This window comes from Pseudomonas sp. 910_23 (genome assembly GCF_052850795.1).
Genome location: NZ_VXCZ01000002.1, coordinates 407,869 through 423,218, shown reverse-complemented (window position 1 = coordinate 423,218; position 15,350 = coordinate 407,869). Strand labels below are relative to the sequence as shown.

Genomic DNA, 15,350 nt, shown 5'->3' with positions numbered 1-15,350 from the left:
TGCCGGTTTACCCCCCAAATCCCTGTCGAATTCCGGCCAGCGTGGTTTAACGGGGCGCCTCAGATCAAAAGCAGATCAAGAGCGGCTCGCTTCGCATCGTAGTTACCGTAGGGGGCTGCGAACTGAAGTTGTGTAGATACCCATGCCACGATGAGGGAGTGTCAGCAGATGCATTTTTGCCTGACCCACCGCTATCGGGGGCAAGTCGAATCGTCGCACCGCCCCTCCCACATTTTGACCGAGGTGTATTAGTTCAATACCTGTCAGTTGTCAGGCAGCACTCGCATTTGATCCATCGATCAATGAGGCTTCGAGGGGGGAAACAAGTTATCCAGCGTATCAATCAACCGCACCAGATAGATCGGCTTGCGAAATAGATCCAGCACCTGCAAGCGCAGCATATCGCTGACATCATCCATCTCGGCATGACCGGACATCACGATCACAGGCAAATGCGAGCGAGAGGTATGTTCGCGCAGGCGCTTGATCAAGGAGATACCACTTTCCTCGGGCATACGCAGGTCGGTGATAACCAGGGCGATATCGGGATTAAGTGTCAGTTCTTGCAGGGCAAAAGTAACGGACGTGGCGGTAAAGCAGACGAATCCCTCGTTTTCGAGGGATTCGGCCAACTCGATCAGCGCATCCTCCTCGTCGTCCACCAATAGGATTTTTTGGCGGGATGACGAGGGGTTGCTCATGGGCAGTACCTGATAAAAAGAATCACCGGAACGAAAACGTATAGCAGTTACGGTTAAGGCGCAGCTGGCAGCGCATCAGACACTTGCTTAAAGATGCCTTTTATCTTATCGCCAAGCCCAGTACCAATGCCGACGATAACCAACGCAACTATCGCCACAATAATCACATATTCAATAGCCGACGCCCCGTCTCTGCGACGCAGAAATAACTGGGCATGAATGTAAAACTTCAAGAACAGGTCAAGGATCATAGGAAGATCTCCTTCATGCGCCACAAAGCGCCGTTACAGCTGGCCCGCACAATGATTGCCGTGTGCCACTAGAGCATTGTCAAGAAATTTAACACTCACAACTGTAAGAACGCATTAATCACAAAGTATTAGTCGCCGCAAACACGCCGCACATCCTGCATTTACAGGACCACCCTTGAACCTCAGATAATTTTTTCGCTCGGTAATGGCATTTTGTCCTAGCTGAGCTACCTTCAAATAGCCAAATCGTTAGTTGTTCATCACAGCCAAGTTGCGAATTTAACTCGTTTGAAGTAACGGGAAAAAAGCCGTGCAACAGGATAGGGAGAGCCGTCATGAACAGTCGCATCAGCATGGTCCTGGCTGGCTTGCTGCTTGTTGGGGCTTTGATTGCAGGGTATTGGGGCCTGGTGCTTAGCCGTTCTCCAGTGCCAGTGGCGGCCCCATCACCAGAACCTGTCATTTCCGTTGAAAAAACCGTCGCCGTCGTCGAGGACCAAACCCGCCAGCCGGTGGTGGTGCTGGTACACGCGGTGCCGCCTTTCGTCGCACTCACTGCCGCCGATGTGGCGGTGGAAAAACTGCGCACCGTCCCGGCCGGGAGCCTCACTAGCCTCGACCAGGCCATCGGCCGCACGCCTTTGCGTGCCCTGGGTGCCGGCACCTGGCTGAACGAAGAAAGCTTCACCGCCGGCGGCCCCCTGGCCCGCATGATCCGGGCGAATGAACGCGCCCTGGCCGTGGCTGTCGATGAAGTCATCGGGGCCGGTGGCCAGTTGAGCCCCGGCGATTACGTCGATGTGTTGCTGTTCCTGCGCCAGGACAATGCCAATGCCGAGCAGTCGGCACAGGTGGTTATTCCGGCGATTCGCTTGCTCAGCGTCGGCGATCAACTGGGCCTGGCCAACGACGGCCAACCCGCAGTGCCGCCACCGGCCACCGCGGAAGAACGCGCCCAGGCGGCCCAACGCCGTACCGCCGCGCGCAGCGTCGTGCTGGCAGTGCCAGAACCGCTGCTGAGCCGGCTGATGCTCGCCTCCCAGGCCGGCACGCTGCGTCTGGCCGTGCGCAGTGCCGATGAGCAACTGCTCAGCCGCTACTGGGCTGGCGAAAGCGATACCCCGGACAAAGTGCAAAGCGCCAACCGCGACCTCTACCAATTCACCCAATTGGCCCTCAGCGGACCGCCGAAGAAAATCGCCCCTACGGTTGCCGACACCGGCCAGCGCCGCGGCATCGAAGTGATTCGCGGCGCAGCCTCAGCACCCCAAACCCCCTGATTGAACAAGGATGCCTTGAATGAGCCAACGCTACGCTCAATTGGCCTTGGCCTTGATGCTGCCGTGCTTGCCCGTGGGCGTGGCGATGGCAGCACCGGGTAACTGCAACACTCTGGGCCAACTGCCCGCTGTGGTTGAGGTGGGCGAAGGTTTGCAAACCGAACTGCACTCGCCGGTGGCGATCACGCGCCTGGCCATTGGCGACCCGAAAATCGCCGACGTGCGGGTCAATGGCGACCGCAACTTCCTGCTGACCGGCGTCGGCACCGGCGCCACCAGCCTGATGGTGTGGACGAGCTGCTCGACCGGCCCGCGCCAGAGCATGGTGTTCGTCAAGGGCAAGGCCACTTCGGCGCTGACCAGCCAATCGCTGTCGCCCTCCGAAGACCCGACACTGCCCAGCCAAGTGCAGACCGACATCCGCTTCGTCGAAGTCAGCCGTACCAAGCTCAAGGAAGCCAGCACCAAGATCCTCGGCATGGGCAAGAACTTCTTCCTCGGCAGCCCCGACCTGCTGTCTCCAGCCGAGAGCGTGTTCAAATTGCCGGTGAGCGCTGACAGCTTCAACATCGGTTTCGGTGGTGGGCGGGTCAAGGCATTGATCAACGCACTGGAGAGCAGCGGCTTTGCCTACACCCTGGCGCGCCCGAGCCTGGTGGCCATGAGCGGCCAGAGCGCGACCTTCCTGGCCGGTGGTGAAGTGCCGATCCCGGTGCCCAGTGCCGGCAGCGATACCATCACCATCGAATACAAGGAGTTCGGCATTCGCCTGACCCTCACGCCCACGGTCATCGACCACAATCGCATCGCCCTGAAAGTCGCCCCGGAAGTCAGCGAACTGGATTACAACAATGCGATCCGCATCGAGGGCATTCAGGTGCCGGCCCTGACCGTGCGACGTACCGACACCAGCGTATCGTTGGCCGATGGCGAAAGCTTCGTGATCAGCGGCCTGATCAGCAGCACCAACCGCTCCACCATCGCCAAGCTTCCGGGCCTGGGCGATATCCCGATCCTTGGCGCGTTTTTCCGTGACTCCAATATCCAGAGCGAAGAGAAAGAGCTGCTGATGATTGTCACCCCGCACCTGGTTCGACCCTTGGCGGCCAATGCGCAATTGCCGTCCTTGCCCGGCGAAAAACTGCGCAACTATGACCCGAACTGGTTCCGCCTGTTCTTCCTGGAAAACGGCAACTTCGACCGTCGCAGTGGACTTTCCCAATGAGCGATAGCCTGAGCCAGACCTTCCTGGCAATCACCCGCAACAGCACCGACCTGGAATGGCTCCAGGGTGCGCTGGCACCGCTGGGTCAAGTGATCAGCGTGGGCGGCGGCAGCCTCGACGAACTGCTGGCGCTGGTGGACGTGACCTTCGCCAACCTGGTGTTCGTGGGCCTGGACCGCGAGCACCTGGTGGCCCAAAGCGCCTTGATCGAAGGCGCACTGGAAGCCAAACCGATGCTGGCGGTGGTCGCGCTCGGCGATGGCATGGATAACCAATTGGTACTCAACGCCATGCGCGCCGGCGCCAGGGACTTTGTCGCCTATGGCTCGCGCTCCAGTGAAGTCGCCGGGCTGGTGCGGCGCCTGAGCAAACGCCTGCCGCCCACCGCGCCCAATGCCCACCTTGGCGGCCTGACCGTGCTCTACGGCGCCCAGGGCAATACCGATGGCGCCCTGCTCGCCAGCCACCTGGCGATGGTGGTGCAAAAGAGCGGCCAACAAACCCTGCTGCTCGACCTCGGCCTGCCCAAGGGCGACAGCCTCGCGCTGCTGGGCCTGGAGAGCACCTTCAATTTCGGCGACGCCTTGCGCCACCTGCGCCGCCTCGACACCACACTGATCAACAGCGCGTTCACCAGCACCGACACGGGCTTGCGCATCCTCGCCTACGCCGGCAACGAAGAGCCCCTGGAAGTGACCAGCGCCGCCGAGCTGTACATGCTGCTCAGCGCCCTGCGCCAGCACTTCCAGCACATCGTGGTGAACCTCACCGGCCAGGCTGACAGCGAAGCGTTGCGCACCTTTGTCAGCCACTGCGACAAGCTGCTGTGGTGCACCGACCAGGGCGTACTCGACTGTCGCCGCAACCTCGCGGTGCTGAACCTGTGGCGCGAAAAAGGCATGAAACTCGACCATGCCAAGCTGCTTGTCGACCGCTATATCAAAGGCTGCGCGCCCGACACCGAAGCCCTGGAAAAAAGCTTCGGCCTTGAGTGCATCGCCGTATTGCCGCTGAGCCCCGAAGTGCGCCTGAACGCCAAGAACCAGGGGCAAAGCCTGTTCACTTTGGCGCCACGCGAAGCCTTGACCCAAGCCCTGCGTCAGCTGGGTGAGCGCCTGGCGAAACGCTCCGAGGGCATTGCAAAACCCTCGACGCGCTGGTTCGAGCGCCTGTTGGGGCCAGGTCGATGAACGGCGAAAAACTCTTCGGCGCCCCAACTCGCGGAGCCGCCGCGCACAACGATCACGACGGCCTGAAACTGGTGCTGCATCGCTACATCATCGACGCCATCGAGGAGTCCGGACAGAATTTGCTGGAAGGCTCGCGCCAATCCCTGGCGCAATTTGTCATCGACAAAGTGGCCGAATACATCACGCGGATGCACCTGGCGATCTCGCGCTATGAGATGGAGCGCCTGGCCGAAGAAATCGTCGATGAGCTGACCGGCTTCGGCCCACTGGAAGTGCTGCTGCGCGATGTGTCGGTGACCGAGATCCTGGTCAACGGCCCGCACCGGGTGTTTATCGAGCGCGACGGTGTGCTGTACCAGAGCGACCTGCGCTTTATCGATGCGCACCATGTGGAGCGCGTCATGCAGCGCATCCTCGCGCCACTGGGGCGGCGCCTGGATGAATCCTCGCCAATGGTCGATGCGCGCCTGCCCGACGGCAGCCGGGTCAACGCGATCATCCCGCCGATTGCCTTGGATGGGCCCTGCCTGTCGATCCGAAAGTTTCGCAAGGACATGCTCAAGAGCAGCGACCTGGTGGCGATGCAAACCATAGACCACAGCATCTTCGAGTTCTTCCAGGAGGCGGTGGGCAAGCGCTGCAATATTCTTATCAGTGGCGGCACCGGTACCGGCAAGACCACACTGCTCAATATCCTCAGCCAATTGATCAACCCCCATGAGCGCCTGGTCACTATCGAGGATGTGGCCGAACTGCAACTGGGCCACCCCCATGTGGTGCGCCTGGAAACCCGCCCGCCCAATGCCGAAGGGCATGGCGAGGTCAAAGCCAGCGACCTGATCCGTAACGCCCTGCGGATGCGCCCCGACCGCATCATTCTTGGCGAAATTCGCGGCGTGGAAGTACTCGACGTGATGACCGCCATGAACACCGGCCACGATGGTTCCATGAGCACCGTGCACGCCAACAATGCCCAGGACGCGCTGCTGCGCCTGGAAACCCTGGTGGGTCTGACCGGGCGCGTGGTGGCGGAAAAAACCCTGCGGCAAATGATCTGTGCGGCACTCGATGTGGTGATCCAGCTGACACGCCTGCCCGATGGGCGCCGGTGCGTCAGCGAGGTGGTGGAAGTGGTGGGCGTGCGCGATGACGTGTATGTCACCAATACCCTGTTTCGCCTGGACCGCCGTACCGGTTTTGGCTTCCTGCGCGAGGCGCTCAACCCGGCCGGCGACAAGCTGCGGCGTGAATCGGCATTGCCGTTGTAGAGGGCACCATGACCGGACTTATCTTGCTGCTCATCTGCATCCTGCTGATCAGCCTGTCGGTGTGGCTGTTCCAGCGCGGGCTGCGCCAGGCCGGCACCGACCGCGTTCTGGAGCGTCTCGCCGACGGCCAGCCGTTGCCCCAGGAACCGAACGGCAGCTGGATTGCGCTGGAGCGCATGTTCCAGCGTGCCGGCCTGGGCAAACCCACCGATCGCCTGGGGCTGTGGCTGAGCGGCTGGGCGGTAGCCATGTTGTTGGGCTACCTGCTGGCCGACGGGCTGGGCCTGCTTGCCATGCTGATAATGCCGCCGCTGCTGCTGCGTGCGTATATCGCTTGGCGCTACCAAAGACGCGTGCAGCGCATGATCGAACAATTGCCGCAACTGCTGGACCACAGCGTGCGCAGCCTCAAGTCCGGCCGCACCCTGGCCGATGCCGTGCTGGGGGCTATCGACAGCACCGAGGCACCACTCAAGCAGGCCATGAGCCGCATCCAGCGCAACGTGCAGATGGGCGTAAGCCTGCCGGAATCTGTCAGCGACTTTGCCGAGTTCTATGAACGCGATGAGTTTCGCCTGTTTGCCCTGGGCTTGAAGGTCAACCACCGCTACGGCGGCAACGCCAGTGAATTGCTGGAGAACCTGATCAAGATGATTCGCGAGCGTGAGCAGGGCGCACGCCAACTCAAGGCCATGACCGGTGAAACACGCATGACCGCTTATGTGTTGGCGGGCTTGCCCATCGTCATGGTGGGCTACTTCCTGATGGTCAACCCGGGTTATCTGATGAGCATGTGGAATGACGGTACCGGGCGCTATTTGTTGCTGGCCGCGGTGGCGCTCGACATCACGGGCACCTTCGTCATGTGGCGCATGTTGCGGAGTATCTGAAATGGCGATTCTGATCAGCATCCTGCTGTTGCTCGCCGCCGTCGCCTTGATCGCCGGCAACCTGCTGGAGCAACGGCGGCGCCAGCGCATGGTCAGCCAGCGCCTGCAAGGCCACCTGACCCGCGAAGACAAACTCGGCAGCCTGATGCGCCAACTGGGCGCAAGCCAGGTGGCCCAGCGCTCGGTCAGCCTGGACAACGAAACACAGACCCTGCTCAACCGTGTCGGCTGGCGCAAGGCCAACCAACGCTCGATGTTTGCCGCCTGCCAGGTCGGCGTACCGATCGTGCTGCTGGGCTTGACCCTACTGGGCCAGCAACTGCTGTTCCCCCATGCCGGCTCGCCGTGGATCGCGCCGGCGGTGGCCCTGGGGATTGGTTACCTGCTGCCCAAGCGCGTCCTGGCCCTCAGCGCCAAATATCGCCAGGAACGCATTGCTCGGGAAATCTCCACGTTCATTCCACTGCTGCGCATCCTGTTCGAATCCGGCATGGCGGTTGAGCAATCACTGCGAGTGTTGAGTACCGAAGCCCAGCGCCTGCTCCCTGACTTGACCCATGAATTGCGCCTGATCCTGGCGCGGGTCGACTCGGGCCTGGAGCTGTCAGAGGAGCTGGGCAAGACCGCACGCCTGCTGGCGGTGGACGAGTTCACCGACACCTGCATCATTCTTCAGCAATTGATTCAGCAGGGTGGCGGCGCGATGAAGTCGCTGCTGGCGCTCAAGCAATTGCTCGATGACCGCCGCCTGACCCGCCTGCAGGAATACATCTCGAAAATGTCGGCGAAGATGTCGGTGGTGATGATGGTGTTCCTGTTTCCAGCCTTGCTGATTGTGCTCGGGGGCCCGGCCATGATCGCCATCTCCCGCGCCCTGAATAACTTCTGAGGAGTCTGTTATGAAGCCACTGATTGTCGCCATAAGCGTGCTGATGCTGGGTGGCTGCGCCAGTAATGGCCAGGCTCCGTGGGCCGGCTTGCTGGCGCCCGGCAGTTGCCCCAAACCCAGCTCGGACCAGGAGCTGTCCTTGAACCTGGCCGACGACATGGCCAACGAAGGCAAGCTGCACGCCAGCCTGGCCAACCTGCAAAACCTGCCCGCTACCTTGCCTCAGGTGCGCCAGCGCCAGGCCCGCGCCTATCGCCTGCTGGGCCGCACCGAGGCCGAGCCGTTGTACCGCAGTTTGCTCGGCACCTGCCTGGCCGCCGATGGCGAGCACGGCCTGGGGCAACTGGCATCGGCCAAGGGCGACAATGGCCAGGCCATGGCCCATCTGCAACGTGCGGCACGCCTGGCGCCCACCGACGAAAAAATCCGCAATGACTTGGGCGTGGTGTACCTCGATCAACTGCGCCTTGAAGACGCACGCTTTGAATTCATGACCGCCATCGAACTCAAGCAGAGCGATCAATTGGCGGCGGTGAACCTGGTGACCTTGCTGATTTACCAGGACAACTGGGAGCAGGCCGCAAAAGTGGTCGGCCAACTCGGGCTGAGCCCCGAGCAAGTGACACAGGCCCAGGCACGCGCGCAACGCATCAAGGGTGCGGCTGCGGCAACGGTACGTCCATCCAAAGACCAGGTAGCGGCCGTCAGCGACACGCTGCCGGCGTCTGTGAAATAGGGAGCCGATGATGAAACTCCATTACCTCGCCAGCCTCGCATTGCTGGCCCTGCCCTACGCAGCATCGGCCATCGAGGCTGGACCGTCTTCGCCGCAGCAGGCGGAAACAGAAAACTGGATGGCCCTGCAACTCAGCGGGCGCGCAGCCTCGGCCAACCCGCAAAAGACCACGCCGGCGGAACGCGAGCAGGCGCTGAAGCGCTGGCTGGACAGCAACAAGCATCCGATCCCGGAGTTCTTTGATCAGAAGGTGGGCGGGTCTGCGCAGAGCGGGAATAAATAGGGTGACTGTGGGAGGGGGCAAGCCCCCTCCCACATTGAACATCTACCTGCTTTTGCTCTGCCGTTGACTGGGCTTTCAGTGCGCCGTCACCCGTTGGCCCATCGCCGAGTTGCTCGGTGACAACGCCAGCGCCAACTGTGTGCGATTGTGCATATGGGTCAGGCGCAGCACCTGGGACACATACAGCTTGACCGTGTTCTCGGTGATCCCCAGTTCACAGGCAATCTGGTAGTTGGTCTGCCCCTTGCCGACCAGGCGCGCCACGTCCAACTGGCGCGGAGACAACTGATTGAAGATCGCCGGGACTTCCACTGGCCCGGCTTCGTCAGCCATCGCCTCACCGTCGCTGGCCTTGGGCGCCGGGTTGCGCCGCACCTTGTCCAAGTCCATATACAAGTCATTGATGGAGTCGGACAGGTACTGCAACTTCTGGTTAAGCGTACCCAGTTGCAGGTCCTTTTGCCGCTCCTCCAATGCCGCTTCCTGGCGCTTGAGGCCTTCGAGCAGTTCATCCAGGTTGATCGGTTTCTGGTAGTAATCAGCGATCCCTGCACGCAGGGCCTTGATCACATCCTGCTTGTCGGCGCGCCCGGTGAGCATGATCGCTTCAAATGCACGATGCTTGCCGGCGACGCGCTGCAACGCCTGAACCAGCTCGATACCGTCCATGTCCGGCATCTGCAGATCGCACAGCACCAGGCCGATCAGAGGGTCTTCGCTGAAACGCTCTATCGCTTGTTTGCTGGACTCGCACGGGACACAACGGTACCCGCTGCTTTCAAGAAATTCACAGAGCTCCTCTACGATTAACGGTTGATCGTCGACTACGAGCACTTTTACTGCTGATGTAAGCTTGTTCACGCGCTACTCCATGCCTGGCAAGCCAAAAGGTGACCTATCCTTTCTGACGAAAAATCCCACAACCACTCATTAAACGTAGACGTACTTTCTGACTATGTACATACGACTAATCAACTCGAACGACTAGTGGATCCAAAGCCAGCAGGCGGCATAACCTGTCAGAACAAAGGGTGCAAAAGGCTGTTTTGTTGACACCTGCGCGTCCCGCTCTACATGGCTTGAGCTAAGCCCTTGATGCATAAGTGCCCAAGCCACCATGGCGATGCCCGCGCCAATCAGAGACCCCAGCAGATACTCGGTATTGGAGGCCAGGCCCAGGGCTGCCAACAACTTCACATCCCCGGCGCCGAAGCGGCCCAACGCATAACCCGGCAGGGTCAGGGCGAGCGCCAGCACCAGGGCCAGGCCGCCATCGCTGCGTGGAGCACCGAGCCACGTCGAGCCGGTCCACAGCAGGTAGATCAACGCCAGTAATCCGACGCCCAGGGTCAGCGTATTAGCAATTTGCCGCTCACGCATATCCTGTAAAGCGCACAGCCCCAACCACAGCAATATCACTACATTCTGGATCACGTAAAAAACATCCCTTTTTGCCGAATGATTCTATGCTGATATCAGGTACTCGCCTCAGGGTAGACGCAGTCATGAAATCAGGCCTCCCGAGAAAGCAAAAAGGTGCGGCGGCGATCGAGTTTGCCTTGGTCTTCGTAATCTTCTTTGCGGTGTTCTACGGCCTCCTCAGCTACAGCTTGCCGCTGCTGCTGATGCAGTCGTTCCACCAGGCGGCGGCAGAAGGCGTGCGCCGCAGTGTGTCACTGGACCCAGGCACCGCAGGCTATTCGGCTTTGGTTGTGCAGCGCGCCAAAGATGCAGCCCAGGCGCAGTTGAACTGGATCCCCGGCTCCTTGAATTTTTTGCCCGGCTACATCACCGCCACTTACACCAATAACTTGCTGACGGTGAAAATCACTTATCCATCAGCCAACATCAAAGCGGTATTGCCGGCCCTGGTATTGCCTGGCGTTGGCACCGTTCCGAACCTGCCCACCAACCTGACCGCTACCTCGAGCCTTCAGTTTTGACGACGGGGGATAAATTGTTCGCACGCCTGCGCGGGCGCAGCAGCGCCTTGGCCCTGGATGCCCCGGCAACGCCTGCGTCGGGCCTGCAGTTGCAACTGGACAACCTGGGCCAAGTGCTAAGCATTGCCGGTAGCCTGCGGCCTCTGCTCGACCAACACCTGGTCAACACGCCCAACCCGCCGTTGCGCACATTGCTGTGCCCAAGCAGCGCGCTGAGTGTCGAAGGTGCACCGCCGCAATGGCAACGACAGGGTCTGGACCTGGACTTTCAGGGTGCCGCCGGCCTGGTTCTGCACACCCGCGGCTGGCTTGAGCCAGAGGGCGACGGCTGGGCCCTGCGTCTGCTGGATGTCACCGACCTGCTGGCCGACCGGGCACGGATGCAACAGCGCGAACAGAACCATCAACTCGCTAGCCTGATGAGCGAACAACTGCGCGTGTGCAGCTTCAACCGCCTGCCACAGGTGTTCAACGAGCACCTGCGCAGCGTGGCCCAGCGCTGGCGCATACCTTGCGTAGCGATGGCGCTGCTCGACGAAGACGATCAGGGTTGGCGCATCTACAGCCAATACGCCGCCCATGATGCCCCGGCCCTGTGGCAAACCGGGCAACATCTTGGCACCAGCCTCGACAGCCTGAACGGCAACATGCCTCTGAACCTGGACATTGCCCTGGGCCGCAGCGAGAACCCGCGCCTGCACAGCATCTTCGGTAATGCCGGCGGATTGCTGGTGCCCTACCGCGACAGCCACGGCGTGGCGGCCTGGTTGTTGTGTGGCTGCTACGACGGCCAGGTGGATCACACCCGCGAACGTGACTGGCTCACCCTGTGCGCCGCCCTCGCCGCGCCACTGTTGAGCCGCCTGCGTGAACAGCGCCACCACCAACAACTGGAACGGGTGGAAGCCTTGCAAGGCCTGCTCGGCACCGGCTGGTGGGAACTGTTGCCCGCCACCCAAGAGATCCAGCTTGCGCCACAATTGCTGCGCAACCTGAGCCAGGAGGACGGCCCCACCCGCCAGGCCCTCGACACCTGGCTCGGATTGATCCACCCCGCCGACCGCCAAGCCCTCAATAGCCGTCTGCAAGATCTGCAAGCCCTGGGCAAGCCGTTGCTGACCAGCGTACGCCTGCAACGCACACAGGCCGAGCAGGCGCCGCTCTGGTATCGCATACAGGGGCAAGTGCTGGGCGTGGGCAGTGAGCGGCGCTGGATCGGCTTCATGCTCGACATCAGCGACATCAAGAACCAGCAACTGCAAGCCGCCTCCGCCCATGCGCGCCTGGACAACCTGATTGCCAGCTCACCGGCGGTGATCTATGTACAGCGCTACGTCAACGGCGCGCTGCACCCGGCGTTTTTCAGCGCCAGCCTGTTACCGCTGCTGGGCTGGACCTTGGCCGAGTGCAACCACGACACCCTGGCAACGCTGATCCACCCCGACGACCGCGAACTCTACTTTGAACGCACCCGCCAACTGCTGCGCGAAGGCACCGTGCGCAGCCGCTACCGGTTGCGCGATAAACAAGGCCATTACCACTGGCTGCTCGACGAAGCCAAGCTGTTGCGCGATGACCTCGGCCTGCCGGTGGAAGCCGTGGGCCTGTGGCTGGACGTGACCGAAGCGACCCTGGCGGCTGAGCAAGTGCGCCAGAGTGAGGAGCGCTACCGCATCCTGGTGGAAGACTCACCGGCAATGATCTGCCGCTACCGGCCCGACCTGATCCTGACCTTCGGCAACACGCCGCTGGCCAACTACCTGGAATGCCAGCCCGCCCAATTGCCGGGCATTGACCTAGGCCAATGGCTGTCGGATGAACAGCGCGCGTCCTTTGTGCAACGCATCGCGCGATTGACCCCCGAATTCCCGGTCAGCACCGCCGAGATCAGCCTGCAACTGCCCGGACGCGAACATGCCTGGTGGGTGTGGTCCGACCGTGGCGTGTTTGATCAGCAAGGCACCCTGGTGGAAGTGCAAGCCGTGGGCCGCGACAACACTGAAGTGCGCCGCTCACAACAACAACTGACCCAAAGCGCCAAAATGGCCACCCTCGGCGAAATGGCTACCGGCCTGGCCCATGAGATCAACCAGCCGCTGAACGTAATGCATATGGCCGTCGTCAACGTGCTCAAGCGCCTGGGCAATGGCGATGTGCAAATCGACTATCTCACCGAAAAACTCCAGCGCATCGACGCCCAGGTGCAACGCGCAGCCCGGGTGGTCGACCACATGCGCGTGTTCGGCCGTCGCTCGGAAATCGAGCAGCAACCGTTCGACCCGGCGCAAGCGCTGGAAGGCACCCTGGCGTTGCTCAGCGAAGGCTTGCGTGGCAAAGGTGTGGAAGTGCGCATCACACCTGCGGACTTTGCGGTGCAGGTCAAAGGCTACGTCGATCAGTTGGAACAGGTGCTGATCAACCTGATGGTCAACGCCCGCGACGCGCTGCTCAGCCAGCGCGAAAAGAACCCCGGGCTGCGCCCCTGGATTGCCCTGTACAGCGAGCATGACCGCCACCATGTACGCATCTGGGTCGAAGACAACGCAGGCGGCATTGACCCGCGCTTGCTGGAACGGATTTTCGAGCCGTTCTTTACCACCAAGCCAATCGGCGTAGGCACCGGGCTGGGGCTCTCGGTGAGCTATGGGATTGTAGAAAACATGGGCGGGCGCCTGAGCGTCAGCAATGGCGAGGCGGGAGCGAAATTCTGCGTAGAACTGCCCATCGTCCAGGATCAGATCACCAGGTAAGCCCGGCCCATATGGCAGGTGAGGTTGGCGCCAACTTCGGCGTTGCCCAAGTTGATGCCCAAGGCACTGAGCAACGTGTTGACGATGGGATCAAGGATCGGCGACAGCACGTTCTGGATCAGCCCCACCACCGCCGTGGTGATTGTCGCCAGCAGCCCGGCGACGCCAGCCAGCGCACCGTTGGATACGCTGCCGCTGGGCGGTGCGTAAGTCACCTGCAAGCCATTTAAAGTCGCCGCCAGGCTACCGACGATATTGGCTGTGCCCGGCGCGAACTTATAGGTCGGCGGCGCATTCATCTCGGCAACCGGCGAAAACACCATCGTGCTGGTTTGCGCGGCAATGGTGGAGTTGGCCTTCAACAGCAAACCGCCCCCCACATTGGGTGTACGGGTGGGGCTGCACAACAGCGTCAGGACAACACAGTAGCGCTCGCCAAAATCGATCAGCCTGACAGGCTGCACATTGACAGGTGCGGATGAAGAAAAAGCCGCTACCGGATCCACCGTACCAACCGCCAGGGTAGCCAGGGACGTAGTGGTTTTCACCGTCAAGGATTTGGAGGCCGGCGAGTCGCAATTGAAGTCCGTGACATGGGTTTGCGCGCTGCCGGCTTCAATGTAAATGGCCAGCGACGTCGTAACATCAACATCAGCCACATTGCAGGCCACCAGGCATAGCACCCCTCCCACCACTGCCGGCAGGTTGAGGTTCAACAAGCCCTTGACCACTTGAGACACCGGCGTACCCAGCCCCGTCAATATGGAAGCCACGCCGGACACGGCCTTGATAATCGGCGCCTGTACGGTCACCAATGTGCGCACTTGCGCAGTACGCACAAAAATCTGATCGGTCGGAGGGACATTCAATAAGCCCTTCTTCGCCAATGCCGGATTGCCAATGGCCGACAACTGCGGCGGCTCAATGACTTTGGTCTGGATCGAAACGTTGCCCACCAACGGAATATTCAGTTGAGCCGCCGCACTCACAGCACTCTTGCTACTGGACAATTGCGCCACTGCCTCCAGCAGCTGAAACAATTGCACATTGCTGTTCAGCGCCGCTGTCGGCGTGCCAGTGGCGATGTCGATCAGGTCCCCCACCGTCAACAGCTTGGAATTAGGCGCAATCGCTTCAATAGAAATCACGTCATTGATCACCGACGTGACCGCCGCGCCGTTTTTCTGCAAGACCTTGACGGCGGCATCGATCAACTGGGTAGCGGAGACGGCGGTGTTAAGTAATGCATCGTAGTCTCCAGCCTTTACCTGCAAGTCGATCGCTAACTGGTCCAGATAACTGAGCAGGTTGACGTTGGTCTGCAACAAGCCGTTCCAACCGGCTGCCGTGAGAGACAGGTTGCCCCCCAGCAGGTTGCCGATGACCAGGTTCAGTATTGGCGACTTGCTCGAATCGACACTGGCCAGGCTGCTGCGGATCGACAACTGCGCTACCGGAGGAGGCGTCGCCGCGACAGCGGTGGCGCTCAGGTTGATTTGCGCGGTGATCGGCGCGCCACTAAAGAGGTTCCACAGGCCATTGGCGATGCTGCTCATCACCGTGCGCGAAGCCACCACGCGGATCGCGTCGCTCTTGGTGGCATCGGCGGTAAACACCCGAGTGTTCAGGGCGTTGGTGGCCAGGGTCCCGCACGTTACGGCCAAGGTGCGGCCATTGCCGACCACAAAACCATTGCGCGCAGCGTTTTGCGTGGCATAGGCGTTGGCCGTGGTGTTGGCCCCGCACTGACCACCGAGGCCGGCCGCTTCCAGCGCCGAAGTATCGGCAACGGACTGCAGCTTGCGCTTTTCCAGATACAGACGCCCGCTGTCGACCGCCAGCAACGTAAACACCAGGGCCAAGGCCAAGGTGCCTGCCGCCATCAAGCCTATTGCCCCACGCTGCCTGGAACCGAATCGGGGAGACATCGAAGCACTCCTGCGC

Annotated in this window: 15 protein-coding genes; 10 read left to right on the top strand and 5 right to left on the bottom strand. The window is 61.1% G+C overall.

Annotated elements, in window-relative coordinates:
- Nucleotides 1-299: 299 nt before the first annotated feature.
- A complete protein-coding gene (locus FW800_RS04000) occupies nt 300-701 on the bottom strand; it encodes a response regulator (protein WP_032878083.1) in 402 nt (133 codons plus the stop codon).
- Nucleotides 702-754: 53 nt separating this feature from the next.
- Nucleotides 755-952, bottom strand: a complete 198-nt coding sequence (locus FW800_RS03995; RefSeq protein WP_446437008.1) for a Flp family type IVb pilin — start codon at nt 950-952, stop codon at nt 755-757.
- A gap of 335 nt (nt 953-1,287) precedes the next feature.
- Between FW800_RS03995 and cpaB the strand changes: the two genes are divergently transcribed.
- Genes cpaB through FW800_RS03955 form a run of 8 tightly spaced genes read left to right on the top strand, consistent with a single transcriptional unit; the run spans nt 1,288 to nt 8,713 of the window.
- Nucleotides 1,288-2,232: a Flp pilus assembly protein CpaB gene (gene cpaB / locus FW800_RS03990; protein WP_446437007.1), complete on the top strand. Its 945-nt coding sequence runs from the start codon at nt 1,288-1,290 to the stop codon at nt 2,230-2,232.
- Nucleotides 2,233-2,251: 19 nt separating this feature from the next.
- Nucleotides 2,252-3,457 carry a type II and III secretion system protein family protein gene (locus tag FW800_RS03985; protein WP_032878086.1) on the top strand — a complete coding sequence of 402 codons (1,206 nt, stop codon included), beginning with the start codon at nt 2,252-2,254 and terminating at the stop codon, nt 3,455-3,457.
- Nucleotides 3,454-4,647 (top strand): AAA family ATPase, encoded by a 1,194-nt coding sequence (locus FW800_RS03980; protein WP_032878087.1) that lies wholly within the window; start codon nt 3,454-3,456, stop codon nt 4,645-4,647. Before FW800_RS03985 ends, FW800_RS03980 begins: the two co-directional genes overlap by 4 nt.
- A complete protein-coding gene (locus FW800_RS03975) occupies nt 4,644-5,915 on the top strand; it encodes a CpaF family protein (protein WP_032878088.1) in 1,272 nt (423 codons plus the stop codon). The genes FW800_RS03980 and FW800_RS03975 overlap by 4 nt, the downstream gene beginning before the upstream one ends.
- A gap of 8 nt (nt 5,916-5,923) precedes the next feature.
- On the top strand, nt 5,924-6,805 hold the full coding sequence (locus tag FW800_RS03970) for a type II secretion system F family protein (protein ID WP_122732321.1): 882 nt from the start codon (nt 5,924-5,926) through the stop codon (nt 6,803-6,805).
- Nucleotide 6,806: 1 nt separating this feature from the next.
- Nucleotides 6,807-7,694: a type II secretion system F family protein gene (locus tag FW800_RS03965; RefSeq protein WP_005784440.1), complete on the top strand. Its 888-nt coding sequence runs from the start codon at nt 6,807-6,809 to the stop codon at nt 7,692-7,694.
- A gap of 10 nt (nt 7,695-7,704) precedes the next feature.
- On the top strand, nt 7,705-8,430 hold the full coding sequence (locus FW800_RS03960) for a tetratricopeptide repeat protein (RefSeq protein ID WP_078820194.1): 726 nt from the start codon (nt 7,705-7,707) through the stop codon (nt 8,428-8,430).
- A gap of 10 nt (nt 8,431-8,440) precedes the next feature.
- Complete coding sequence (locus FW800_RS03955; RefSeq protein ID WP_032878092.1) at nt 8,441-8,713, top strand: DUF3613 domain-containing protein; 273 nt, start codon at nt 8,441-8,443, stop codon at nt 8,711-8,713.
- Nucleotides 8,714-8,788: 75 nt separating this feature from the next.
- Here FW800_RS03955 and FW800_RS03950 read toward each other — a convergent pair whose 3' ends face one another.
- The gene (locus tag FW800_RS03950) at nt 8,789-9,574 is read right to left on the bottom strand and encodes a response regulator (RefSeq protein ID WP_446437006.1); all 786 of its coding nucleotides are present in this window, start codon (nt 9,572-9,574) and stop codon (nt 8,789-8,791) included.
- A 123-nt stretch (nt 9,575-9,697) separates the two neighbouring features.
- Complete coding sequence (locus tag FW800_RS03945; RefSeq protein ID WP_032878094.1) at nt 9,698-10,147, bottom strand: prepilin peptidase; 450 nt, start codon at nt 10,145-10,147, stop codon at nt 9,698-9,700.
- A 71-nt stretch (nt 10,148-10,218) separates the two neighbouring features.
- Between FW800_RS03945 and FW800_RS03940 the strand changes: the two genes are divergently transcribed.
- Both FW800_RS03940 and FW800_RS03935 read left to right on the top strand, forming a co-directional pair.
- The gene (locus FW800_RS03940) at nt 10,219-10,656 is read left to right on the top strand and encodes a TadE/TadG family type IV pilus assembly protein (protein WP_032878095.1); all 438 of its coding nucleotides are present in this window, start codon (nt 10,219-10,221) and stop codon (nt 10,654-10,656) included.
- Nucleotides 10,653-13,406: a PAS domain-containing sensor histidine kinase gene (locus FW800_RS03935; RefSeq protein ID WP_446437005.1), complete on the top strand. Its 2,754-nt coding sequence runs from the start codon at nt 10,653-10,655 to the stop codon at nt 13,404-13,406. The genes FW800_RS03940 and FW800_RS03935 overlap by 4 nt, the downstream gene beginning before the upstream one ends.
- On the opposite strand, the gene FW800_RS03930 is transcribed toward FW800_RS03935, so the two are convergent.
- Nucleotides 13,391-15,334 (bottom strand): pilus assembly protein TadG-related protein, encoded by a 1,944-nt coding sequence (locus FW800_RS03930; RefSeq protein ID WP_446437004.1) that lies wholly within the window; start codon nt 15,332-15,334, stop codon nt 13,391-13,393. The two genes, FW800_RS03935 and FW800_RS03930, sit on opposite strands and share 16 nt — an antisense overlap.
- Between the last annotated feature and the right edge of the window lie 16 nt (nt 15,335-15,350).

Bases quoted from the DNA above. Each gene is read 5' to 3' on its own strand.
- FW800_RS04000 (WP_032878083.1), bottom strand. From the start codon at position 701: ATGAGCAACCCCTCGTCATCCCGCCAAAAAATCCTATTGGTGGACGAC.
- FW800_RS03995 (WP_446437008.1), bottom strand. From the start codon at position 952: ATGATCCTTGACCTGTTCTTGAAGTTTTACATTCATGCCCAGTTATTT.
- cpaB (WP_446437007.1), top strand. From the start codon at position 1,288: ATGAACAGTCGCATCAGCATGGTCCTGGCTGGCTTGCTGCTTGTTGGG.
- FW800_RS03985 (WP_032878086.1), top strand. From the start codon at position 2,252: ATGAGCCAACGCTACGCTCAATTGGCCTTGGCCTTGATGCTGCCGTGC.
- FW800_RS03980 (WP_032878087.1), top strand. From the start codon at position 3,454: ATGAGCGATAGCCTGAGCCAGACCTTCCTGGCAATCACCCGCAACAGC.
- FW800_RS03975 (WP_032878088.1), top strand. From the start codon at position 4,644: ATGAACGGCGAAAAACTCTTCGGCGCCCCAACTCGCGGAGCCGCCGCG.
- FW800_RS03970 (WP_122732321.1), top strand. From the start codon at position 5,924: ATGACCGGACTTATCTTGCTGCTCATCTGCATCCTGCTGATCAGCCTG.
- FW800_RS03965 (WP_005784440.1), top strand. From the start codon at position 6,807: ATGGCGATTCTGATCAGCATCCTGCTGTTGCTCGCCGCCGTCGCCTTG.
- FW800_RS03960 (WP_078820194.1), top strand. From the start codon at position 7,705: ATGAAGCCACTGATTGTCGCCATAAGCGTGCTGATGCTGGGTGGCTGC.
- FW800_RS03955 (WP_032878092.1), top strand. From the start codon at position 8,441: ATGAAACTCCATTACCTCGCCAGCCTCGCATTGCTGGCCCTGCCCTAC.
- FW800_RS03940 (WP_032878095.1), top strand. From the start codon at position 10,219: ATGAAATCAGGCCTCCCGAGAAAGCAAAAAGGTGCGGCGGCGATCGAG.
- FW800_RS03930 (WP_446437004.1), bottom strand. From the start codon at position 15,334: ATGTCTCCCCGATTCGGTTCCAGGCAGCGTGGGGCAATAGGCTTGATG.